Origin of the sequence: Mammaliicoccus sp. G-M28, from assembly GCF_022386595.1 — a bacterium.
Taxonomy (GTDB): Bacteria; Bacillota; Bacilli; order Staphylococcales; family Staphylococcaceae; genus Mammaliicoccus; species Mammaliicoccus fleurettii.
Genome location: NZ_JAJNIF010000002.1, coordinates 297,905 through 323,559 on the forward strand (window position 1 = coordinate 297,905; position 25,655 = coordinate 323,559).

Annotated in this window: 19 protein-coding genes; 5 read left to right on the forward strand and 14 right to left on the reverse strand. The window is 32.1% G+C overall.

The genetic code is table 11. The features are described from left to right. Nucleotides 1-86: 86 nt before the first annotated feature. The 7 genes from LQ609_RS03340 to nrdI all read right to left on the reverse strand — a co-directional run bounded on the left by LQ609_RS03340 (nucleotide 87) and on the right by nrdI (nucleotide 7,447). A complete protein-coding gene (locus tag LQ609_RS03340) occupies nucleotides 87-887 on the reverse strand; it encodes an iron ABC transporter ATP-binding protein (protein WP_078357372.1) in 801 nt (266 codons plus the stop codon). After that, complete coding sequence (locus LQ609_RS03345) at nucleotides 884-1,849, reverse strand: iron chelate uptake ABC transporter family permease subunit (RefSeq protein WP_239734314.1); 966 nt, start codon at nucleotides 1,847-1,849, stop codon at nucleotides 884-886. The genes LQ609_RS03340 and LQ609_RS03345 overlap by 4 nt, the downstream gene beginning before the upstream one ends. Beyond that, nucleotides 1,839-2,810, reverse strand: a complete 972-nt coding sequence (locus LQ609_RS03350) for an ABC transporter permease (protein ID WP_078357370.1) — start codon at nucleotides 2,808-2,810, stop codon at nucleotides 1,839-1,841. Before LQ609_RS03350 ends, LQ609_RS03345 begins: the two co-directional genes overlap by 11 nt. 136 nt (nucleotides 2,811-2,946) lie before the next feature. Next, nucleotides 2,947-3,363 (reverse strand): FixH family protein, encoded by a 417-nt coding sequence (locus LQ609_RS03355; RefSeq protein ID WP_078357369.1) that lies wholly within the window; start codon nucleotides 3,361-3,363, stop codon nucleotides 2,947-2,949. A 618-nt stretch (nucleotides 3,364-3,981) separates the two neighbouring features. Continuing rightward, nucleotides 3,982-4,953 carry a class 1b ribonucleoside-diphosphate reductase subunit beta gene (gene nrdF / locus LQ609_RS03360; protein WP_078357368.1) on the reverse strand — a complete coding sequence of 324 codons (972 nt, stop codon included), beginning with the start codon at nucleotides 4,951-4,953 and terminating at the stop codon, nucleotides 3,982-3,984. Between the two features lie 27 nt (nucleotides 4,954-4,980). Then, nucleotides 4,981-7,086 carry a class 1b ribonucleoside-diphosphate reductase subunit alpha gene (gene nrdE / locus LQ609_RS03365; protein ID WP_115337712.1) on the reverse strand — a complete coding sequence of 702 codons (2,106 nt, stop codon included), beginning with the start codon at nucleotides 7,084-7,086 and terminating at the stop codon, nucleotides 4,981-4,983. Beyond that, nucleotides 7,049-7,447 (reverse strand): class Ib ribonucleoside-diphosphate reductase assembly flavoprotein NrdI, encoded by a 399-nt coding sequence (gene nrdI, locus LQ609_RS03370; protein ID WP_078357366.1) that lies wholly within the window; start codon nucleotides 7,445-7,447, stop codon nucleotides 7,049-7,051. Before nrdI ends, nrdE begins: the two co-directional genes overlap by 38 nt. A gap of 374 nt (nucleotides 7,448-7,821) precedes the next feature. Between nrdI and LQ609_RS03375 the strand changes: the two genes are divergently transcribed. The 4 genes from LQ609_RS03375 (at nucleotide 7,822) to LQ609_RS03390 (ending at nucleotide 13,760) form a co-directional block, all read left to right on the forward strand. Beyond that, nucleotides 7,822-8,706 carry a DMT family transporter gene (locus LQ609_RS03375; protein WP_078357365.1) on the forward strand — a complete coding sequence of 295 codons (885 nt, stop codon included), beginning with the start codon at nucleotides 7,822-7,824 and terminating at the stop codon, nucleotides 8,704-8,706. Then, complete coding sequence (gene queF, locus LQ609_RS03380) at nucleotides 8,706-9,206, forward strand: preQ(1) synthase (protein WP_078357364.1); 501 nt, start codon at nucleotides 8,706-8,708, stop codon at nucleotides 9,204-9,206. Before LQ609_RS03375 ends, queF begins: the two co-directional genes overlap by 1 nt. Before the next feature lie 870 nt (nucleotides 9,207-10,076). Next, nucleotides 10,077-11,591, forward strand: coding sequence for a peptide MFS transporter (locus tag LQ609_RS03385; RefSeq protein ID WP_078357363.1), 1,515 nt, complete (start codon nucleotides 10,077-10,079; stop codon nucleotides 11,589-11,591). A gap of 663 nt (nucleotides 11,592-12,254) precedes the next feature. Beyond that, nucleotides 12,255-13,760 (forward strand): peptide MFS transporter, encoded by a 1,506-nt coding sequence (locus LQ609_RS03390; RefSeq protein WP_481817182.1) that lies wholly within the window; start codon nucleotides 12,255-12,257, stop codon nucleotides 13,758-13,760. Nucleotides 13,761-13,988: 228 nt separating this feature from the next. Here the strand turns inward: LQ609_RS03390 and LQ609_RS03395 are convergent, their stop codons facing one another. The 6 genes from LQ609_RS03395 to LQ609_RS03420 all read right to left on the reverse strand — a co-directional run bounded on the left by LQ609_RS03395 (nucleotide 13,989) and on the right by LQ609_RS03420 (nucleotide 22,045). After that, nucleotides 13,989-14,570, reverse strand: coding sequence for a 5' nucleotidase, NT5C type (locus tag LQ609_RS03395; RefSeq protein WP_239734316.1), 582 nt, complete (start codon nucleotides 14,568-14,570; stop codon nucleotides 13,989-13,991). A gap of 73 nt (nucleotides 14,571-14,643) precedes the next feature. Beyond that, a complete protein-coding gene (hisC, locus tag LQ609_RS03400) occupies nucleotides 14,644-15,702 on the reverse strand; it encodes a histidinol-phosphate transaminase (RefSeq protein ID WP_078357360.1) in 1,059 nt (352 codons plus the stop codon). Between the two features lie 107 nt (nucleotides 15,703-15,809). Then, the gene (locus LQ609_RS03405) at nucleotides 15,810-17,324 is read right to left on the reverse strand and encodes an ABC transporter permease/substrate-binding protein (RefSeq protein WP_119634286.1); all 1,515 of its coding nucleotides are present in this window, start codon (nucleotides 17,322-17,324) and stop codon (nucleotides 15,810-15,812) included. Further along, the gene (locus tag LQ609_RS03410; RefSeq protein ID WP_078357358.1) at nucleotides 17,324-18,283 is read right to left on the reverse strand and encodes an ABC transporter ATP-binding protein; all 960 of its coding nucleotides are present in this window, start codon (nucleotides 18,281-18,283) and stop codon (nucleotides 17,324-17,326) included. Before LQ609_RS03410 ends, LQ609_RS03405 begins: the two co-directional genes overlap by 1 nt. 89 nt (nucleotides 18,284-18,372) lie before the next feature. Beyond that, nucleotides 18,373-20,151, reverse strand: a complete 1,779-nt coding sequence (gene recQ, locus LQ609_RS03415) for a DNA helicase RecQ (protein WP_078357357.1) — start codon at nucleotides 20,149-20,151, stop codon at nucleotides 18,373-18,375. A gap of 22 nt (nucleotides 20,152-20,173) precedes the next feature. Next, nucleotides 20,174-22,045 carry an ABC-F family ATP-binding cassette domain-containing protein gene (locus LQ609_RS03420; protein ID WP_107508994.1) on the reverse strand — a complete coding sequence of 624 codons (1,872 nt, stop codon included), beginning with the start codon at nucleotides 22,043-22,045 and terminating at the stop codon, nucleotides 20,174-20,176. Nucleotides 22,046-22,130: 85 nt separating this feature from the next. On the opposite strand from LQ609_RS03420, the gene LQ609_RS03425 reads away from it, so the two are divergent. After that, a complete protein-coding gene (locus tag LQ609_RS03425; RefSeq protein WP_078357355.1) occupies nucleotides 22,131-22,946 on the forward strand; it encodes a ZIP family metal transporter in 816 nt (271 codons plus the stop codon). A gap of 673 nt (nucleotides 22,947-23,619) precedes the next feature. On the opposite strand, the gene ltaS is transcribed toward LQ609_RS03425, so the two are convergent. After that, complete coding sequence (ltaS, locus tag LQ609_RS03430) at nucleotides 23,620-25,560, reverse strand: polyglycerol-phosphate lipoteichoic acid synthase LtaS (protein ID WP_115337719.1); 1,941 nt, start codon at nucleotides 25,558-25,560, stop codon at nucleotides 23,620-23,622. Nucleotides 25,561-25,655: the final 95 nt, after the last annotated feature.

Consider the following 25,655-nt stretch of genomic DNA (forward strand, 5'->3'; position numbering starts at 1 on the left):
GATTAAATGATATAAAATGTGTCCAAGAACCTATCTGCCCATGTAAAATCAAGCATCACTCCTTTCAATGATTAAAGTATTATTAACTACATAGCTAAAGTTTTAATTTCATCTACTTCAATGTATTCATTATCAAAATAAACACATATACGTTGTCCATTTATTTCTTGTATTTTGATATCTAGATCGTAAATATCACTCAATACCGGTTCATTGATGACCTCGTTTTTAAAACCAGCGATTTCTACTTTTCCATCTTTAATCGCGATAATTCTATCCGAGTAACAAGAAGCAAAGTTTATATCATGTATAACAATTACAATCGTTTTATTCATTTCTTTAACAAGTCTTCTTAAAATTTTCATAATTTGTACAGAATGTTTCATATCTAAATTATTTAATGGCTCATCTAACAATATATAATCAGTATCTTGAGCAATCGTCATAGCAATATATGCTCTTTGTCTCTGTCCACCAGATAATTCACTTAAATATTTATTTTGAATATTTGTTAACCCTAAATAATCGAGTGCTTTATCAATCATAATATTGTCTTGTCTTTTTAATTTACCTTTTGAGTATGGAAATCTACCAAAACTAACGAGTTGTCTTACAGAAATTTTTAATTCCGTATGATTCGTTTGTTTTAAAATAGCGAGCTTTTTAGCAAGTTCGTTACTTTTCATTGAAGCAATATCTTGATTATCTATTTTAATTTTTCCTTTATCTTTTTCAATCAATCGGCTGACCATAGCTAATACCGTACTTTTCCCAGCGCCGTTAGGACCTATAAAAGAAGTGATTTTGCCTTTTTCAATTTCTATATCAACATCATCTACGACTTTATTTTGATGATAAGTTTTTGTTAATCCTTCGACTTTTATCATGCTACATTACGCTCCTTTAAAATTAAGAATATAAAGTAAATACCTCCAATAAAGTTAATCATGATACTAATTTCTGTATTACCTTCAAATAAATGTTCGACAACCCATTGACCTAGAAACAAACTAATCCAACTTATGAGTATAGAAGCTGGCAATATATATTTGTGTTCAAATTCTTTAATAAATTCATGTGCGAGATTAACTACGAGTAAACCTAAAAATGTAATAGGTCCTACTAACGCAGTTGAAATTGTTACAAGCAATGCAACCATAACCATCAGCCATCTCGTAACATTTGTATAATTAACACCTAAGTTTATTGCATGATCTTTTCCTAATGATAATACATCTAAATATGGTCTAATTCTGAACGCTATAATGATCATAATTAACAATGCCGCACCTGATATTGTAAGCAATTCTTCATTAATAGCATTAAAACTTGCAAACATCGCGCTTTGTATAGATAAAAATTCTTCAGGATCAATCATCATTTCAATGAAGCTAGATAAACTGGAGAAGAATGTTCCGAAAACAATACCAAGCAATAGTATAAAGAATACATTTTGATCTTTAGATCTAAATAATATTTGGAATAAAAACAAGCTAAATAAAATCATGCCAACAAGTGTAATAATGAAATTCAAATGATAGTTTAATACAATTGATGAAGTTGAACCGAATATAAATATTAGTGAAGTCTTAATAAACATATATACAGCATCTAAACCGATAATGGATGGTGTCAAAATTCTGTTATTGGTTATCGTTTGAAAAATCACTGTAGAAACAGCAATACTTCCTCCTACTAACAACATAGCGATTACTTTTCTTACACGACCGGTTAATTGGTACTCTAAAATATTCGGATTAATATTATAAAATAAATACAAAGCTGCAATTAGAGCAGTTAATACGGATAAAAGGATTAATTTATGTATGGGCGATAATTTATTGAGCATTTCTTGAACGTCCTTTCATCAGCATTACTATAAAAATAAAACTACCAATTACGCCAATTGTTAATCCAATTGTAATTTCATATGGGAAGATGATTAATCTACCTAACACATCGCAAATCATAACAAACAACGCCCCGAATACAGCAGTATGTGGTAGAGCATTTTTTAAATGATCACCTCTAAATATAGAAATTAAGTTTGGAATAATTAAACCTAAGAATGGCATTGTTCCAACTGTTACAACAACTAATGCAGTAATAATCGAAGCGATAATCAGCCCGATATTTACGACTTTTTGATAGTTAAGCCCTAAATTTACACTAAAATCTTTACCCATTCCGGCAATCGTGAATTGGTTCGCAAATATAAATGCAAGTATTAAAAAAGGAATGCTTATGTATAGAATTTCATATCTACCGCTAGTAATAATTGAAAAATTACCTTGCATAAAGTTCCCAATACTTTGAACTGTATTTGTTCTTAAAGCAATAAAAGAAGAAAAACTAGAAACAATATTTCCGAGCATAATACCAACTAGTGGGATGAATATGACATCTTTGAATTGAATTCGTTGAAGAATTTGCATAAACAACATTGTTCCACACAAACTCAACAATGTAGCAAATAGTAATTTGACTAATATATTTGCGTCTGGAAAAGCGATGAGCGCAATTAAGATTCCTAATCTAGCCCAATCCATAGTTCCAGCTGTTGTTGGTGAAACAAATTTATTACGGGTAAGCTGTTGCATAATAAGACCACAAATTGCTAAAGAACTACCCGAAATTATAATACTCACTGTTCTTGGAATTCTACTCGATACTAATATATTTTTTTGTTCATCAGATAAGTTAAATATGTGTAACGGTTTTACTTCGGACACACCTATAAAAATCGAGAAGAATGTCGTGATAACTAATAATACAATCAAAACATCTAAACGCATTAAAAATTTTCCCATGTCACACCCTACTTCTCATTAGTTGATAACGATTATCATTATCTCTATTGTAATGAAGAATAAAATTAAAAGCAATGCTATTTCAAAAAATGATAAGAGGCTGAGACAATTTAATTTGTCTCAGCCTCTTTAAAAATTATTTTATAACAATATCTTTATTAGGCATTGTATGTTGATCTCTAGCTGTTACATGACTGGTTACATTGTATTTACCAGCATCTTTGAATTTGTATTTCAATTTATAAACGCCATCTTTATTTTCTTTAACTTTCTTCATCTCAGAAGAACCTTTGTCTCCATCTTTCACAATTTCGAACATTACTTCATCTGCATCTTTAACCTTTTCTTTACCAAGTGTAACTTCAGCTGATAATTCAACCTCTTCTCCACTTTCCGCCTCTTTCGGTACATTTAATGCTACTTCCAAAGCTTGAGGTTTATCAGACGATTTATGCTCCGAATGATTATGCTCTTCTTCCTTCTTATCATTTCCACATGCAGCTAACACAGATATAACTAATACTGTTAATAAGCCAAGTAAAATTCTTTTCAAGATTAAACCCACCTTTCATCTATTACCTTCATTATAAACAATTACTTTCTATTAAAATCAATTAATATTGAAAAATATGTTAACTTTTTATGGCAAAAGATAATAGTTGTTATTTTGTAATACAGATTAATGAAAAGCATGAGGTCGTTAGGGACATAATTCTGAGTAATGTCCGTATGAGGCGCTGTTAGGGACATAATTCTGAGTAATGTCCGTATGAGGTGCTGTTAGGGACATAATTCCGAATAATGTCCGTATGAGGTGCTGTTAGGGACATAATTCTGAGTAATGTCCGTATGAGGTGCTGTTAGGGACATAATTCCGAATAATGTCCGTATGAGGTGCTGTCTCTAAGGAGCATTATTCAGAATTATGCCAGTTAGAACTTTCTAAGGAGCACTATTCAGAATTATGCCAGTTAGAACTTTCTAAGGAGCATAATTCGGAATTTTGCCAGTTAGCGCAATCTAAGGAGCATAATCCGGAATTCTGCCAGTTAGCGCACAATCATCTCCCGCAACCACGCCCCATAATCTAGCCCACCCCTATAAAGCCCACTTTCTCCACACAAAAAAGAGCCGAGACAATTCACTTGTCTCGGCTACGATCATTATATTCTTATTTTTCTTCAAAGATAAAGTCTTCATCTTTTAGGGCTTCTACGTTTAATGCTATAACGTAACCGTCACCTTTAACACTAAAGAAATCGTGGTTTTTAGTGCTTGTATTCAATGCGTTCTCGATTATAGGATTGAATGCTTTTTCTTCATAATATGGGTCAAATCCTAAGTTTGCTAATGCTTTGTTCGCATTATATGTTACGTAATTCATTACGTCGTTTGTTAAACCAATATCATCATATAAAGTTTTTGTATATTCATACTCATTTTTATATAGTAAATCTAGCATGCGATACATTTCTCTATCTGCTTTAATTTGTTCATCTTGTGAAAGTTCATTTTTCAGGCTTTGTGCATCTAAACCTGTAAATACACCGTGAATTGATTCGTCTAATAATATTTTACGAATAATTTCACCTGATGTTGTCATACGACCTTGTCCTGCTAAATATAAAGGATAATAGAAACCTGAGTAGAACAAGAATGTTTCTAAGAACACGCTTGAAACTCTAGCCATATATTGATCATATATTGATGCTTCTTTAGCCCATAGTTTATGGTAGTTTCCAACGATCATATCTGATTTATATTTTAGATGTGGTTCTTCCACAACCCAAGTATCTAATAATTCATTTGTTTCACTAGATGGCAATAATGTAGTAAATATATGAGAATAACTTTTCGCATGTATTTGTTCCATCATTCCCATAAATGAATATACAGCTTTTTTTCTTAAATCTTGAGTGTGCATCATGATTAATGGCATTCCATCATCTGCTTGATGTGTGTCTAAACCTGTAAGTCCAGCTAATGCTTTTTTAAATGTGTTTTTTTCTGCTTCAGTCAGTGTTTCCCAACTTGCCATATCTTTAGATACTTTGAATTCTGACTCAACCCACATTTGTGAGATGTTTTGACGCCAGAACATATTCGTCATATCTTCTTGTGTATTCCAATTTACTGCCTTCATGTTAGATCTCCTATCTTATTAAAATGATTAAATTGAACAACTTGTACATTCTTCTACACTTAATAATTTATTACGTGTATAGTAAAGTGATTTCAAACCTTTATGATGAGCATATACGTATAATCTTGAAAGTTCACGCGTAGAAATTTCTGAATTAACATATAAGATTGTAGAAATACCTTGGTCTACGTGCTCTTGAATTGTTGCAATTAAATCAATTAATTTCATTTGATCTGTATTAAATGCTGATTTGTAATACCACATAGTTTCTGGTGATAAGAATGGCATTGGGTAAAATGTTTCTGCATTACCATAAGTTCTTCTTTCAATTTGATCTACGATTGGCATTACTGAACTTGTAGCATTTTGTACATATGAAATACTTTGAGTTGGTGCAATAGCAAGTCTATAAGCATGATATAATCCATTTTCTTTAACTGCCTCTGCTAATGCTTTCCAATCTTCAGCAGTTGGCATTTCAATGCCTTCAAATAATGCTGCAACATTGTCGTATTGTGGTTTAATATCAGATTGAATGTATTTTTCAAAATATTTACCTGAAGCATAATCAGATTTTTCGAAATCAGCATATGTTTCTTGTCTTTCTTTAGCTATTTCCATTGAACGCTCAATAGAATAGTAGTTCATCATCATAAAGAATACATTAGCAAAGTCTTTTGCTTGTTCTGATTCATATCCGATTTTGTTTTTAGCTAAATAACCATGTAAATTCATTACTCCTAAGCCAACTGAATGCAATTCACTGTTCGCTTTTCTAACTCCTGGAGCATTTTTAATTTCTGTATCATCAGACACAACTGTTAAAGCATCCATTCCTGTATGGACTGAATCTTTAAATTTCTTAGATTCCATTACATTTACAATGTTTAATGATCCTAAATTACATGAAATATCACGTTTGATTTCATCTTCTGTTCCATAATCGTTAATAATGGATGTTTCTTGTAATTGGAAAATTTCAGTACATAAATTACTCATTTTAATTTGGCCAATTTCAGAGTTTGGGTGTACTTTATTCGCATTATCTTTGAACATTAAGTATGGATAACCTGATTGTAATTGAGTTTGCGCAATTGTATTTAACATATCACGAGCATCTTTAGCTTTTTTGATAATGTTAGGATTTGCTACAAGTTCATCGTAATACTCGTCAAGGTTAATATCATCAAGTGTTACACCGTATTCACGTTCAACAGTATGTGGTGCGAACATATAGAAATCTTTACCTTCTTTAGCTAAATCAAAGAATTTAGAAGGAACGATTAAACCTGTAGAGATTGTTGAAAGTCTAATGTCTTCATCTGCGTTAACTTTTTTAGTATCTAAAAATTCTAATACGTCGTAATGGAAGATATTTAAATAAACTGCTCCTGCACCAGGTCTTTGACCAAGTTGATCAGCATAACTAAATCCACCTTCTAGTGATTTTGCAACTGGAAGTACACCTTTAGCTACTCCTTTTATACCTTTAATTGCTTCACCACGAGCACGTAGTTTAGATAAATTAATAGCTACGCCGCCACCAATTTTACTTAATTGTTTAGCAGTTGAATCAATAAAGTTAATTGAATTCAAACTATCATCCACTTCTAATAAGAAACAACTTACTAGTTCCCCACGTCTTGCTCTACCAGCATTTAAGAATGTTGGTGTAGCTGGTTGAATACGTTGTTCAATCATACCTTCAACAAACTGCTTAGCTTGTTCAACATTACCTTTTGCTAAATATAAAGACACAATAATAACGTGTTCTTTGTAAGTTTCTAAATATTCTGATTTATCATTCGTCTTTAAAGCGTAATCTTTGAAAAATTTACTTGCTGACATATAACTTGCAAATTGAAAAGGAATTGAATCTGCAAATTGGTTTATCTCTTTTAGTGATTCTTCGCTATATTCTTTAAATAGATCATAATAGAAGTCTTGATCTACTAAAAAGTGCAAACGCTCTATTGGGTCATTAAATTGAATTGTTTTTTCTGCAATTTCTTCTAAATATACTTCTAATGCTTCTTGGTCTTTTTCAATATCAAAAAATCCATCTTCTCTTCTCTTTGTCACTTTATTGTTTAATTCAATATGATTTTGCTTCTGTTTGTTTATCATTTTCATAGAGATTAACCACCTTTTCTTTAAATTCATCTGCTATTTCTTGGTTACCGTGTAATTCAAACTTCATCAATAAAGGGACATGATATTTATTCGCGATTTCTTCACTTGCTTTCGCGAAATTCTGTCCCCAATTTCTATTTCCACTACCTGCTACTGCTCTCAGATGTTGATGATTTACATTCAAAAAATCTTGTACAGTATCAGGAACTTGTCCGAATCCGATTGTACCTGTCACAATTATAAATGGTTCATTAATTGCATTTGTTTTGTTTGCCTCAGTGAGAGCCATTGTATCAGACAACCCAGCCCTCTGAATGAATCGTCTTACATTACCTGTTAAAGAGTAATAAATTATCTTCATTAACTTTCACCTGCCACATATATATACTTAATAAATTGCATTTATAAAATAAAAATACAAAAAATCCAACACTTTATTCAATTTTATTCTAAATGTGCAAAACACAAGATATTGTGTCTGCTTTTTTATGTAGATACTATATTATGTGATTTATTATAACACTATAAATGATTCATAACACTTATATTACCTTATTTTTTTAAAAAAAATAGGGTTGACTTTCCATCCACATATGACAATCGTTGATAAATCAACATTTGAAAATTACTTTCATAAAATTAAGTTTCAAAAATGATTTCAGTCAACATGACATATACTTTTTAAAGTGAATTATGATAATATATGTTCATTGATAAAAAATAGAAGGTGTTTAAATGAACTCTACAGTTAAAGGCATCATTGCAATACTCATTTCTTCAATTGGTTTTAGTTTAATGGCTGTATTCTTCAGACTTTCTGGTGATTTACCAGTTTTTCAAAAATCACTATTTAGAAACCTCATCGCGATGATTGTACCTATTTACTTCGTCATCAAATATAAAGCACCATTTTTCGGAAAATTAGAAAACCAACCATTACTTATTTTACGTTCTACACTGGGCTTAATTGGTGTTTTACTCAACATATATGCAATCGATCATATGGTATTGAGTGATGCGGATATGTTAATGAAATTAAATCCATTCTGGACTATACTACTTTGTGCGTTGTTTTTAAATGAAAAAGCTCGGAAATATCAAATTATTGCAATGGTTATTGCAATTGCTGGTTCAATTTTCATCATTAAGCCTTCATTGGATTCAGATACAATGCCCGCAGTTATCGGTTTATTATCCGGAATCTTTGCAGCTGGTGCATATACTGCTTTGCGACCATTAGGACAACGTGAGAAATCCTATACTACAGTATTTTATTTTTCATTCTTTTCAACAGTAGCATTAATCCCATTTGTCATTTTCACATTTGAACCAATGACTTTATCACAAATCATCATATTATTAATGTCAGGTGTATTCGCTACAGTTGGACAGTTTGGTATAACAATCGCATATAGTCATGCAGCTGCTAAAGACATTTCAATATTTGTATACGCATCTGTCATATTTAGTGCTTTACTCGGTTTCATCATATTTAAAGAAGTTCCAGATTTATTAAGTTATTTAGGATACATCATTATATTCCTTGCAGGATATTATATGTTCAAAAAAGCTCAAAGAAATCCAAAACCTAAAGAATCAATTACAAAAGGAGAATCATAATGTCAGAAGGACGAAATAAAGAAGAATTAAAAGATATCACATTATTAGGAAACCAAAACAATCAATACCATGATCAATATAAACCAGAAGTGTTAGAAGTATTCGACAATAAACATCAAGGTAGAGATTACTTCGTTAAATTTAATTGTCCAGAATTCACTTCTTTATGCCCAATAACTGGTCAACCAGATTTTGCTACGATTTATATATCATACATTCCAAATGTTAAAATGGTAGAATCTAAATCTTTAAAATTGTACTTATTTAGTTTTAGAAATCATGGAGACTTTCATGAAGACTGCATGAACGTTATTATGAATGACTTAATAGAATTAATGGATCCACATTATATTGAAGTTTTAGGTAAATTCACACCACGTGGTGGCATCTCAATAGACCCTTACACTAACTATGGAAGACCTGACTCAAAATATGAAAAAATGGCAGAATATCGCATGATGAACCATGACCTATACCCTGAAAATATAGATAACAGATAGTAGCATATACAGGGAGTGGAACAGAAATATAGATAACAGATAGTAGCATATACAGTGAGTGGCACAGAAATATAATAAGAGCAGAAATTCATTATTAAAAATGAATCTCTGCTCTTATTTTTTATGAAAGTCATTGATGCCCTATGAGCTTTTCAGTGTATGGTGTTGAATTTGAGTATGTCTTAGATTAACTTCTGACTTAATCTACAACTTGCTCTATCTCTTCGATTAACTTCCGAATTAATCTACAACTTAGTCGAACTCTTAGATTAACTTCTGACTTAATCTACAACTTGGCTTATCTCTTCGATTAACTCCCGACTTAATCTACAACTTGACTGAACTCTTAGATTAACTTCCCAATTAATCTACAACTTGGCTGAACTCTTAGATTAACTTCCCAATTAATCTACAACTTAGTCGAACTCTTAGATTAACTTCCGAATTAATCTACAACTTGGCTGAACTCTTCGATTAACTCCCGAATTAATCTACAACTTGACTGAACTCTTAGATTAACTCCCGAATTAATCTACAACTTGACTGAACTCTTAGATTAACTCCCGAATTAATCTACAACTTGCCCTATCTCTTCGATTAACTTCCGACTTAATCTACGTCTTATTTTATTTTTTCACATATATAAACTTATTACTCTTTATCATAAGAAAGCGTTTACATTTTTAAAGAAATAATTCTATTTTCTACATCCCTTGATACTACTGGTTTTAATTATTGCAAATAATCATTATTGTATGAATATTAGTAATCTTTAACTTGTGTTTATTTTATGAAACGATTACAATTTAACATGTGCTATTTTTAAGTACATCTAAAATGAATACAGTTTATTATGAGGGGAAGTAAAAAATGGGTAACAAACATTATACAAAAGAGGAAATTATTCAAAGTACACCACGTACTGGTTTCTTTGGTCATCCTAAAGGGTTGTCAACATTATTCCTAACCGAATTTTGGGAAAGATTTAGTTATTATGGAATGAAAGCAATTCTCGCCTACTACATTTACTATTCAGTAGCAAAAGGTGGATTTGGCATTGACCAAGGTTTAGCATTACAAATTGTATCTATTTACGGTGCACTTGTTTACATGAGTGGTGTAATCGGAGGATGGATTGCTGATAGAATTACAGGTACTCGACATGCACTGTTCTATGGTGGAATACTCATCATGATTGGTCATATACTATTATCATTACCTAGTAATTTCACATTATTATTAGTCGCACTACTATTCTTAATTATTGGTACTGGATTATTAAAACCAAACATTTCTTCAACTGTTGGTTTATTATACGAAAAGAACGATCCAAGATTAGACTCAGCATTTACAATTTTCTACATGTCAATTAACTTAGGTGCATTATTATCACCACTATTAATCGGTTGGTTACAAGTTAATGTAGGCTTCCATGCTGGTTTCGCAGTAGCAGCAGTAGGTATGTTTCTTGGTTTAGTTATTTATTTCTTAACTAACAAAAAATATTTAGGTCTTGCTGGTATCGAAGTACCTGATCCATTGAATGCAGAAGAAAAGAAAAAAATCACAAAAATCGTTGCAATATGCGTAGTTATAATAGCTATTGTTTGCGTAATTTTAAGTTTATTTGGTCAATTAACATTACCGAACTTTGCAAACTTCATTTCGGTTCTAGGTGTTCTATTACCAATTTATTACTTTGTTAAAATTACAGCTAGTAAAAAAACAGAAGATTACGAACGTTCAAGAGTTTATGCGTACATACCATTATTTATTGCAGCAGTAGCATTTTGGATGATTCAAGAACAAGGTTCTACAGTATTAGCACAATTCGCTGATACTAAAACACAATTAAGTATGTCTAAGTTAACTGGTGGCGCAATTGATTTCTCTATACCAGCAGCTTGGTTCCAATCACTTAACCCGTTCTTCATCATTTTATTTGCACCATTGTTCTCAATCTTATGGGTTAAATTAGGTAAATTCAATCCACCAACAGTTTATAAATTCTCAATTGGTGTATTCTTAGCAGGTCTTTCATACATTATTATGGTTGTACCTTTATCAAGTGACGCATCATTAATTAACCCATTTTGGTTATTCGCTAGTTTCTTACTTGTAACACTTGGTGAACTTTGTATTTCACCTATCGCTTTATCAACAACAACAAAATTAGCACCAAAAGCATTTACAGCTCAAATGATGAGTGTTTGGTTCTTATCAAATGCTATGGCACAAGGGTTAAATGCTCAAATGGTTAAAGTTTATACAAGTATCAGTTCTAATGATTACTTCTTATATTCTGGTATTATAGCAATTGTCATTGCAGTATTATTATTAATCGCTAGTCCAAAAATCAAAACATTGATGGCCGGCGTAAAATAATTTTTATCGAAGCTAGTATCTTGCTAGTTATGAGCATAAAGAGCAGCAATTCATTTTTAATAATGAATTGCTGCTCTTATTTTTTGTATAAAAATAGCTATTGGTAACGATTTTGTAAAGTGCGGACGTCTAAGGGAATAGTATGTGTGAGAGACTACAGGCTCGAACCATACCCTAGGCAAGCATGCACGTACAAAATCGTAAGATTGTATTTAAATAGATATTGGTAACGATTTTGTAAAGTGCGGACGCCTGAGGGAATAGTATGCGTGAGAGACTACAGGCTCGAACCATACCCCTAGGCAAGCATGCACGTATAAAATCTTAAGACTTTATAAAAAATAGCTATTTATCACGATTTTGTAAAGTGCGGACGCCTGAGGGAATGGTATGCGTGAGAGACTACAGGATCGAACCATACCCCTAGGCAAGCATGCACGTACAAAATCGTAAAATATTAAAAATATGCATATCACTGGAAACTTAAAGAAATCAAAATGAATGAGTAATTTTTCATATTTTTTAATTTATAATTATAATTAATTTTTGATTATTCACAATTTTAGAACTTATTAAAATTTTATTGAATTTTCTAAATTATAGGGTTAAAATGTTCAGTAAACTCACTTGAATTTTCGGAGAAGTTTGGAAAGGAAGCGATTTATTATGAGCAAAATGACGCGAGAGGAAATGGTAGAAACAGTTCCTCAGCATGGATTTTTTGGTCATCCACGCGGGCTAGGAATTTTATTCTTTGTAGAATTTTGGGAACGTTTTAGTTATTATGGAATGCGTGCAATACTACTTTATTATTTATACTTTTCTGTAAGTCAAGGCGGACTTGGATTAGATAAAATAACAGCGCAACAAATTATGGCAATGTACGGTTCACTTATATTCATGACAGGTATTTTAGGTGGATGGGTTGCCGATAGATTAATCGGTTCTCGTAGATCACTCATGTATGGTGCTGTATTAATCATGTTAGGTCATTTAGTCTTATCTTTACCATTCGGTTTAGGTGCCTTTTTAATATCTATGATACTTATAATCGTAGGTTCAGGATTAATGAAACCTAATATTTCAAACGTTGTTGGAGGTTTATACCACAAGAACGATAATAGATTAGATGCAGGATTCGTTATATTTTATATGTCAGTTAATATGGGTGCGTTACTATCACCACTTATTATTGACAAAGTACGTGTAAGCGTAGGCTTCCATCAAGGTTTCTCTATCGCAGCCTTTGGTATGCTTCTAGCTTTAATAGCATACGTATTATTCCAAAGAAAAAGTCTTGGAGAAGTTGAAAATCATCCTTCAAACCCATTGAATCATAAAGAAAAAGTAAAATATGCTAAAATTTTTACATATAGCACGATAGGAATCATTATCCTACTAGGTATTTTATATCTAGTTGGACAACTTACATTTAATTCAATCAGTTTAATCGTATTAATCGTTGGTATAGTTGTACCATTTATATATTGGTCAATTATGTATCGAAGTCCTGATATTGATGGAACTGAAAAATCAAGACTGTTAGCATATGTACCATTATTCTTAGCTTCCGTGTTATTCTGGAGCATTCAAGAACAAGGGTCAAATGTACTGGGCGTATTTGCGCAAGAGCATACTCAATTAGATTTAAACGCTTATGGTATTAATTTTGTTATACCAGCAGGTTGGTTCCAATCTATAAATCCATTCTTTATTGTTATATTTGCACCAGTTATCTCATTCTTGTGGCAAAAGTTAGGGAAATACAATCCCTCTACCCCACTTAAATTTGTAATTGGTTTAGCATTTGCAGGTATTTCATTTATTGCAATGATGATTGCAATGTCTATGCAACAAGCAGAACTTATGAACCCAATATGGTTAATACTTAGCTTCTTCTTATGTGTTATTGGGGAACTTTGTTTATCACCTACTGGATCAAGTGTTTCAGTTAAACTTGCACCAAAAGCATTCTCAGCCCAAATGTTAAGTCTATGGTTCTTAACAAATGCAACTGCACAAGGTATTAACGGACAACTCGTTAAACTTATAGAACCACTAGGACAACAAAATTACTTTGGATTGATTGGTGCAATTGCAATCGTCGTGTCACTAATCGTATTATCCATGACACCAAAAATCAAAAAACTTATGCAAGGTATACATTAGTATATTTTAATTTAAAACGCACGATATCTCGTGAGTCTTCGTGCGTTTTTGCCCGATTTAGTCCGAATCGCACGATATCTTCTGAGTCTTCGTGCGTTTTTGCCTGATTTAGTCTGAATCGCACGATATCTCGAAAGTCTTCGTGCGTTTTTGCCGGAATGGAATCGTCATCCACCTATATCAAAAAAGCACGACATCAGCCTGAATGTGCCGATGTCGTGCTTTTATTTATTTTGATGTTTCTGATACTGCTTCATTAGATTTAGCATATTCGCCGTTCTCGCCTAAGAAATATTCTTCTACTTCTTTCCAACTATGAACTTTTGGCCATTTATTATAATCTCTATTATGATCTGCTGCATACATAATAGAGTGATTGTTAAAGCTTTCTAATTGTTTAGGATTGTCATCAATTAGGTAGTCTGTATTGACGATGCCTTTATCACCACAAAATACAAAATGTTGTGGGCTTAAAAATGGCATATGTTCTCTAAGCCAAGCATATTTATCTGCAAATGATGTTGGTACGTCCATTGCAGCTGTAACAATATATACATCATAATATTCGTTTAATTTTTGAACCACTTCAATCGCATTTGGAAATACTTCTAAATCTCTAAAAAATCCACCTTCCCTTAAAATCTCAGTAAGAACGCCTTGATGTTCAGGCATCATATTACGGATTTTTGTACCTTTAAGTTCTTCCATTGTAACATTTGAAGATGTTTCTTCATTGTAACGTCTTAGTAATTTTTTAATAGTGTCAGCTAGGACTTCATCCATATCAATACCGATTGTTTGCTTCGTCATTGTACCTTCTCCTTTATATATCAATGTCTACTAGTATATCAAAGAAGTTACTGACTTTCCTTTCTTATGACCCCTACTCCTCAAAAAAAGTTTCTAATACTTGTAACATTTTATCATTATGCTCACTAAATCCTATCGTGATTCGAACACCATTCGGAAATGGTCTTGTTATAAATCCTTCTTTAAGTAAATAATCATATAATACTTGAGGTTGGTCAGTATTTACATAGATAAAATTCGTCTGACTATCATATATATGCTCTTTGAAAGAAGCATTTAAAAATTTCTCGATTTCTTGTCTGTTTCTTTGTGTAATATCTTTTAAATAGCTTTGATCTTTTATTGCTGCATCTGCCGCAACTGCTGATAATGATGTTACGTTAAATGGTAGTCTTACTATATCTAGCTGGTCTAATAAAGATTCGTTTGCTATTGCATATCCTATACGTTGCGATGCTAATCCATACGCTTTAGATAAAGTTCTTAATAGGACCACTTGGTTATATTGTGACAACAATTCTAAACTGTTTGGAACATCATCAGCAACCGCAAATTCTATGTACGCTTCATCAATCAACACAATAATATCGTCAGGCACTTTTTTAATAAAAGCTTCTATATCATCATGTGATAAATAAGTACCAGTTGGGTTATTAGGATTACATATCCATATTAATTTTGTCTTATCTGTAATTTGTTCATACATAGCATCTAAATCAAAATAACCATCTTTAAGAGGTGTTGTTTTAACTTGTGCGCTTTCTATGATGGCATGATGTTTGTATTGTCCAAACGTCATATCACTCGTTAATATTTCATCTCCAGGCTCTAATACAGTTCTAGAAATAATCATGATAACTTCATCCAAACCTGAACCGAAAAAGATTTGCTCTTTTTTTACGTTGAGGAATGTACTTAATGTTTCTTTTACTTCAAACTGTTTTACTTCTGGATAATAAAATAATTCATCTAAATTATTTTTAATGGCTTCTTTAACTTTTGGTGAAGGACCATATAAATTTTCATTTGAAGCAAGCTTGACCATTTCTCTATCTATGCCATACTTTTCTTTTAATTGTCTCGGTGATAATCCCGGTTGATATGCCTGTAATTCACTTAACTGTTGCTTCATAATCTAAGACCTCCAAATTGAAATATAAAAAACGGTAAATCGAAATTTACCGTTTTTTTTAATTTATTAGTATTATAGACCTAATCATTTTCATAAATCAATGGTATTTAGTTAATCAGATCATTCTTCTCTAAATATTCTTTTGCTACTTGATACGCATCTTCATCTTTAATCGTTACTCTATGATTCATTTCTTGCATCTCTTCATCAGAAATTTTGCCTTTTAATTTATTCATTGCTTTAACAACTTCAGGATGCTCTTTTACAGTTTCTTTCTTCATCAAAGGCGCACCTTGATATGGTGGGAAGAGCTTTTTATCATCTTCTAAAACAACCATACCATATTCTTTAAGCTCAGCATCTGTAGAATACGCATCAATCAAATCAATATCTTTACTTTCAAGTGCTTGATAACGCAATTTAGGTTCCATAGTTTTTACATCTTTAAAGTTCAAATCATATTTCTTCTGAATGCCTTTATAACCATCTTCACGGTCGTTGAATTCTAATGTAAAACCAGGTCTAATATCATTTTCAACTTTTTTCAAATCAGAAATTGTTTTGATATCATGTTTCTTTGCATACTCTTTTTTAACAGCTAAAGCATAAGTGTTGTTATATTTCATCGGTTCAAGCAATTGCATATCAAACTTTTTGTCTAAGCCATTATTTGCTTGCTCATAGACGCCTTTTTCTGATGTAGATTTTGGCGTTTCTTTAGTTAATTCACCTAGCACCGTACCTGTAAATTCTAAATAACCATCTATTTCATCAGATTTTAATGCATTGAACAAGAATGACGTTTTACCCATACCTGCTTTAACTTCTACTGTATTATCAGTTTCTTCTTCGATTAATATTTTATACATATTCGTAATGACTTCAGGTTCAGAGCCTAGTTTACCTGCTAAAGTAATTTTGTCACCTTTTTGAGCAAATAATGGAATCGTTACGGATAATAAGAATATCAACAATATTGTGCCTAAAATAATTAATGATTTTTTATAAGAGATTTTCTCTAATATTCTTAAAAATACATCAAAGAAAATAGCTAATATTGCCGCTGGAATAGCACCTAATAATATTAACGAAGTATTATTTCTATCAATACCTAAAAGTATTAAATCCCCTAATCCACCAGCACCAATTAAAGCAGCTAGAGTTGCAGTACCAATGATAAGTACCATGGCAGTTCTTATACCTGCCATCATAACTGGCATAGCAAGTGGTAGTTCAACTTTAGACAATCTTCTTCCTGTTTTCATACCAATGCCTCGTGCCGCTTCAATAAGAGATGGGTCGACTTCTTTAATACCTGTATATGTGTTCCTTAATATCGGCAATAAAGCATAAATTACAAGTGCAATAATTGCAGGAATACGTCCGATACCAAATAGCGGAATCATTAAACCTAATAAAGCAAGAGACGGTATTGTTTGTAATACTGCAGCTATATTAATAATGACTTCTGCTAATTTTTTAGTCTTAGTTAGTAAAATACCTAATGGCACTGCTATTACAACTGCTATTAGCAATGCAATAAATGATAGTTGAATATGTTCTAATAATGTCTCTAATAACTGACCTTTTCTACTTGCAAGTGTCTCAAATAATGCATTCATTATGAAACACCTCTATTCTTTTCTGCCAAATAGCTAAATACATATTGTCTAGTCACGATATGGCTAGGGACATTGTCGCCTTTATCCATTATGATAGCTTCGTGTTCAGCTAATAGCCCATATATATCATCAATTGTTTTAGATGGGTCTACTTTTGGATATTGTTCAATTGAATCTGTATGTACTTCTGATATCGGTTGTGCTATATCACCTAACTTAACTTGCTTTAATACATGTGCATCTACATTACCAATAAATGATTTTACAAAATCATTTTTAGGTCGATGAATAAAATCATCTGCCGTTCCAATTTGTTCTACATGACCTTGATTTAACAAACAAATACGGTCTCCCATTTTCATCGCTTCTTCAATATCATGTGTTACAAAGACGATTGTTTTTTTAATTTTAGACTGAAGTTCTAATAAATCATCTTGTAAATTTTTTCTACTGATTGGATCCAATGCGCTAAATGGCTCGTCCATTAATACAACTGGTGGGTCTGAAGCAAGTGCACGTATTACACCAATACGCTGTTGTTGACCACCAGATAATTCGCTTGGATATCGATTTCTAAAAGTTTCTGGATCTAAACCAACCATATTTAACAATTCATCTACTCGATTAGCGATTTCTTTCTTTTTCCATTTTTTCATTTCTGGAACTTGAGCTATATTCTCTTTAATCGTCATATGTGGAAATAGCGCTATTTGTTGGAGTACATATCCAATATCCCATCTCATTTCAGAAACATCATAATCACTAATCGGTTTATCATTAAAATATATATATCCTTCCGATAATGAAATGAGTCTATTAATCATTTTAAGAGTTGTTGTTTTTCCACAACCTGATGGCCCAATTAAAACAAAAAATTCTCCTTCGTTAATATTGAAACTTATATTATCTACTGCTTTTTTATCCCCGTATATTTTTGAAACCTCTTCAAATTGGATCATTCATAGACACCACATTTCTTTTTATTGTCTGTAACTAAATTACTTTTTAATTATTTACCCTAATGTCACAATAAAATGCCTATAACGCCTTATATTGGTTGTTTATAATTTTTAATAGTATCAATAAAAATTGGACAATAATGTTTCAACTTATAACTTCCAATTCCATCAATTAAAATCATTTCTTTTTTAGATTCTGGCAACTTCTTAGCAAATTGTTCTAAAATTTGATCTGAGAAGATAGATAAAGGTGACACTTCTAGCTCTTTACTTAAATCTTTTCTAACCTCAATTAAGCGTTCAAATAAAGAACGGTCAACATCTGTAATTGTTTGTATGTCTACTATTTCTTTTGGCTTAGTCTTGAATGGTGTGGTCATAATTTCGACATTTCCTCTAAGTACTTCCATAGCATCTTGGTCTACGCTTAATATTTCTTTATGCTCATTTAAATAACCTTTATAACGTAATTCATCTAATAAATGATGACATTCATTTGTTGTATAGTCTTTTAATATACCATACGTACTTAATTCATCGTATCCTAGTGATGAAATTTGAGGGGTTTGTTCACCTCTTAATACTTGTATAATCATATTTCTTTTTTCTTTTTGTTTTAATCTTGCTACACAACTCAATATTTTTTGTGCTTCTGTTGTCATATTGTATGATTTTTCAGATTGAATACAACTTGAACATCTACCACATTCTTCTAATTTCTCATCAGGGTTGAAATAATGTATCATCATTGCTTCAAGACATTTAGTTGTCTTAGTATATTGAATCATTTGTCTAAGCTTTTCACCTTGTTTTTCTTTATACTCATCATCAGCAGGGCTAGAAGATATAAAGAATTTTTGTAGGTCAATATCTCTATCTGAGAACAATAGAATACATTCACTATCTAATTGATCTCGACCAGCTCTACCCGCTTCTTGATAATAAGATTCTATATCTTGAGGCATATTGTAATGAATGACAAATCTTACATTGGATTTATCTATCCCCATCCCAAATGCATTTGTAGCGATTGCTAACTTTATGTCATCTTCAATAAATTTACGTTGGGCACGTTCTCTTTCTTCTTTAGGAAGCCCTGCATGGTACATAACATTTTTAATATTCATATCATCAAGCGTTTCACTCAACTGCTCTACTTGCTTTCGTGTGGAGCAATAAATAATTCCTGATTGGTTAATGTTTGTTCTCACATAGTCTTTAACAAAATTAAGTCTTTGATATGTATTGTTCACTTTAAATGTTAAATTTTCACGTTTAATAGATGTTTCAATAATATCATTTTCAGCAATCCCTAATTTTTGAGAGATATCTGCTTGAACTTCTTTTGTAGCCGTTGCAGTTAAAGCCACTAGTCTAAAGTGATGAGGTAAACTCATGACGTGTGTGATTACTTCTTGGTAACTTGGTCTAAAGTCATGTCCCCATTTAGAAATACAATGTGCTTCATCAAATGCTATAAGTTGAACATCACACTTATTAATCATTTGGATAAACTGTGGTTGGTTAAATCGTTCTGGTGCAATATATAGAAAATCTAACTGTCCTGAAATGAGCTCGCTCTCAACTCTTTTCTTTTCTTTACTCGTTAAAGTACTATTTAAAAATTCAGCCTTAATACCCATCGATCTCAAGCTATCAACTTGGTCTTTCATTAAAGAAATCAACGGACTAATGACAATTGTAAGTCCATCTAAATATAGACCTGGCACTTGATAACAAATTGATTTACCTCCACCAGTAGGCATAACACCTAAAGTGGGACGATGATTGATAACTTTATCTATAATTTCTTTCTGTCCATCTCTAAATTGCTGATATCCGAAATACTCTTTTAAAATATTTTGCATCTATATATACACCTCTATACGCTTATAATCTGTCTGATAAGGATGACCAACGCATATAATCTTCTTCATATTGCGCTTCAATCGATGTTTTTTCATTTGTTAGTTCGTTTAATTTTTCATAATTAGTCGCATGTTCAACCATTTCTTGCTCAAGCTCTACTAATCTTGATTCTATATATTCAATATTTTCTTCTAGTTGTTCAAGTTCTCGTTTTTCTTTAAATGACAATCTAGTAGTTGTTTTAGATTTTACTTCAGCTTTTTGAGCTTCTTTATATTGTTGTGTTGCTTTTTTATCGACTGTTTTTTTATATGCTAAATAATCTTCAAAAGTACCTAGCATTGGTTCTATTTGCTTATCATGGATATACCAATATTTATTAGCCACTTTATTTAAGAAATATCTATCATGGCTTACAGTGATAACTGTTCCACCGAACTCATTAATATAAGCTTCTAAAATTGTTAATGTTTCAGTGTCTAAATCATTTGTTGGCTCATCTAAAATTAAAACATTAGGCTCATGTACTAATAATTTAAGTAAGTAAAGTCTCTTCTGCTCTCCACCTGATAGTTTATTAATTTGTGTGCCATGTGTTTGACTTGGAAATAAGAATCTTTCTAACAATTGTGTAACTGACACAACAGTACCATCTTTCTCTTTAGCTACTTCACTTTCTTTTCTCAAGTAATCTATCATTCTGTCATCAGACGTCAAGCTTTCATCTTGCTGTTTGAAATAAGCTATTTTTACTGTTTGACCAGTAATCAAGTTACCATCAAAAGTCTGGTCTAAGCCACTTATAATGTTAAGGAGTGTTGTCTTACCAGCACCGTTTTCTCCAACAATTCCAATTCTATCGCCCTTTTGTATAATTGTCGTAAAGTCCTCGAATAAAGTTCTGTCACCGATGGACTTCGAGATATCATCTAATTCGAAGACCTGTTTCCCTAATCGAGAATGTGCTAAATTCAAGCTCGCTTCTCCTTGTGTCTTCTTGTTAGACAAATCATCTTCTAAATTATTAAATCTTTGAATTCTCGCTTGTTGTTTAGTTGATCTAGCTTTTGCACCTTGTCTCATCCAATGCAATTCTTGCTTATACAGTGCTTTTTTCTTAACATGTTGCTGAGCTTCTATTTCTTCTTTTTCAGCTCTTGCTTCAATATAAGATTCATAATTACCGGGATAACTTGTTAATTTACCATTTGAAAGTTCAACAATTCTAGTTGAAACTTGATTTAAGAAGTGACGATCATGTGTAACAAACATGATTGTATGAGGGTATTGTTTGATATAATTAACGAGCCATTCTATTCCTTCAATATCTAAATGGTTTGTAGGCTCATCTAACAATAATAAATCAGGTTTACGTATCAATTCTTTAGCTAGTGCAACTCTCTTTTGTTGTCCACCACTCAAAGTAGAAACCTTTTTAAGATAGTCATTTATACCTAGTTTTGATAGAATAGTTTTAACGTCTGCACTGTAATCCCAAGCATTTAATCGATCCATATCAGATTGGTATTGCATCATAAGATCTAAATCTTTAGATTCACCAGTTTGCTGATATCGATTTAAAGCGCTTTCGTATTGGGCAATGACTTTTGTCATTTCAGTTTCATTATTTAATACTTCATCTATTACAGATAAAGATCCATCAAGTTCAGGCTTTTGGCTTGCATATGCTATTTGATATTGGTTAGGATAAGATGTCTTTGCATCATAATCATCATCAATATTTGCTATAACTTTAAGCAAAGTACTCTTACCTGTTCCATTAATACCAACTAGTCCAATGCGTTCTTTGTAAGATACGGATAAATCTAAATCATTAAAAATAACTTTATCACCATATTGCTTATTAAGTTTTTCAATTTTATATGCTTCCATGAATTAACATCCTTTAATTTTCTCAGTTTTCAATTAATATATTATACACTTTTTTTCAAACAAAAGATACGAAGGAGCAAAAACTATGCAAGACTTTTTTACAGAACTACCCCCATATTTACAAGCATTATTCGCAGGTATTATCACATGGCTGTTAACTGCATTCGGTGCATCATTCGTTTATTTGTTTAAAAATATAGACACAAAAGTAATCAATACGATGCAAGGTTTCGCAGCTGGCGTGATGATTGCAGCTAGTTTTTGGTCACTATTACAACCTTCAATTGAGCAAAGTTCTGACTCGGCAATGCCATGGTTACCAGCGGCAATTGGCTTTTTATTAGGTGGATTATTCATTAGATTATTAGACTTTGTTATACCACACGCACACCAAAATGCTGTAGACAAAAGTCAAAAAGTCGAAGGACCTGATACTAAATTAGGTAAAAATACATTACTATTTTTAGCAATCACACTTCATAATATTCCAGAAGGTCTAGCAATAGGTGTTGCTTTTGGTGGAGTAGCAACTGGTAATGATGGTGCTACATTATTAGGCGCACTTGGTTTAGCAATAGGTATCGGTATCCAAAATATCCCTGAAGGTGCAGCACTTTCAATGCCAATACGTGCCTCAGGTTTAACAAGATGGAAATCCTTTAACTACGGACAAGCATCGGCATTAGTTGAACCTGTATTTGCAATGTTAGGTGCATTATTAGTCGTTGTAGCGACACCAGTTTTACCATATGCACTCGCATTTGCAGCTGGTGCTATGATATTTGTAGTTGTAGAAGAATTAATACCCGAATCACAGTCTGGAAATAACACAGACTTAGCCACATTAGGTCTAATGGGTGGATTCACTATTATGATGATTCTAGACGTAGCATTAGGATAAAGACAATCCCCGAAGTTTTGATCAAAACTTCGGGGATTTTTTATAAATATATGCTGTAACTAGAGATTTCAGTATGGAAATAGTATTCTATTTATCATGTTGGGCAAGTCTTGATAAGTTCAGCTCGTCTATTTATCATGTTGTGCCACTCTTGATAAATTCATGGGCTCTATTTATCATGTTTGTCTCGACTAGCAACATTCAGCCGCTCTATTTATCATGTTTGACTCGACTAGCAATATTCAACCGCTCTATTTATCATGTTTGCCATGTCTTGCAACATTCAGCCGCTCTATTTATCATGTTTGCCATGTCTTGCAATATTCAACCGCTCTATTTATCATGTTGATCCTGTCTTGCAACATTCAGCCTCCCTATTTATCATGTTGGCCCTGTCTTGCAATATTCAACCGCTCTATTTATCATGTTGGCCCTGTCTTGCAATATTCAACCGCTCTATTTATCATGTTTGTCTCGACTAGCAATATTCAACCGCTCTATTTATCATGTTGTGCCAGTCTTGATAAATTCACGGGCTCTATTTATCATGTTGGCCCTGTCTTGCAACATTCAGCCTCTCTATTTATCATGTTGGACCTGTCTTGATAAATTCATTTATTCACAATAGAAAAGCCGGGACAAATTAATTTGTCCCGGCTTTTTAATATTAATTTTATTCTTCTTGATAGCCATTACCTGATTTATACTCAAAGTCTGATGGCTTGATTTTCTTGAAGTCTGGATTGTCATAGAACCTGAATAAGTCTCCGTGTAATAATTGATCGGATAATTCTAGTTCTTTTTCAACATTACTCTTGTTTTCTTCTAAATCTTTAGGTTTAGTCTTCATAGGTTTATTGGTCTTGTTGTCGTATGTTGTCGTTCCAATCGATTTATATTCTGGTGTGATAAAGTCACCATTTCTAAATGCGACTGTTTCATCATGTCCTTTAGATAATAAATCTGTACCAAACATTAAGTAGTTATTTGATTTTATACCTAAAACATCAAGTAAAGTAGGCATAACATCAGTTTGACCACCGTATGTTTCATCAACTCCACCTTCTAAACCTGGAACTTTCATAAAGAACGGTGTTCTGTTTAAGTCCATAAATTTAGCTGGTGTGATTTCATCTTCACCTAATAAGTTAGCCATTGCTTTATTATGGTTCTCTGAAATACCATAATGGTCACCATAAATGATGATAACTGAATCATCATACAGGCCTTCTTTTTTAAGTTGTGTCATAAATTTCTCTAATGACTCATCTAAATAACGTGCTGTTTGTACATAACCATCTAATGTTGTACTACCAGTATCTGGTTTCTCAATAGTTGCGTCTTCTTTACTCACTGTGAATGGGTAATGATTTGTTAACGTAATTAAATGAGAATAGAAAGGTTGTTTTTGTTCTTTTAAATGTGATATTGATTCATCAAAGAATACTTCATCTTTTAAACCTAAGTTTTCAAGATTTTTTTGTTGCATATCGTAATAAGTTGCATCATAGAACTTATCTACACCAAAATGTTTGTACACTTGATCTCTGTTCCAGAATGTTTTGTAATCGCCGTGCATGACTGATGTTTCATAGCCTTGCTTTTGATTTAATATTGCTGGTAAGGATTGATAAGTATTGTCGCCTTTCAACGAGAACGCTGATCCTTGTGGTAAGCCATAAATACTATTATCCATCGTTAATTCTGAATCGGCAGTTTTACCTTGACCGGTTTGATGGAAGAAGTTTGGATAATATTTATAACCTTTATTACCTTTTGCTAACGAGTTTAAATAAGGTGTTACTTCTTCCCCATTTACTTTAAAATCAATTAGGAAAGATTGAAAACTTTCTAAATGAATCTTAATAACGTTTTTATCTTTTGCGATACCAAATGTTTCTTTGTTTGGTTCTTGATATTTTTGTTTCGTAAAGTTTTTAACTTCTGTTAAATCATCTTCACTTGCTAAAGCTTTTTGTGAATTATTTTGAATCGTTTTAACACCGTCATATACAGTGAAGTTGTAAGGCCCTAAATATTTAACTAAATATTTATGGTCAAACGTTCTTGTTAATAATTCTGGTCTATCTGACTCAGCAAAAGCTAAGTTTAAGAAAAATAGTGCAACTGCTACGCCCATAACAACTGGGACGAATTTTTTCGGAAATGCTTTTGTAGTAAACCATTTGCTTTTAAAGATAAGTACAAATAAAAACACAATTGTATCTGTAAAATATATAAAATCGTACCAAGAGAACGAGCTATATACTGCACCAGACATAGATTCAACATTACTCACTTGGTTTAAAGTGCTGAATGTTAAGAAATCAGAAAAGAATCTGAAGTATACAACGTTTGCATAAAGCAAGAACGATAATACAAATCCCGTTATAAAAATAAACCAAAATGACTTCTTCCCTTTAAAGAATAAGAACACACTTAGAATTAACGCAATTAAGCTATATGGGTTCATTAATAAAATCAAGTTCTGTACGAGTCCCTTTACCCCGAGTGACAAGTCTACATAATAGGCAAAATAAGTCTTTAATGCTATTGCTAAAATCGTTAGCAAGAAGAATGTAAAGACGCCTATCTTCCTATTTTTAGTTTTCATACCTTTCCTCCGTATCTCAACTCATATCAATTATCATTATTATTTCATTACATATTATTGAAGGTTGTAATATTCTCGTAATATTTATTTATGTT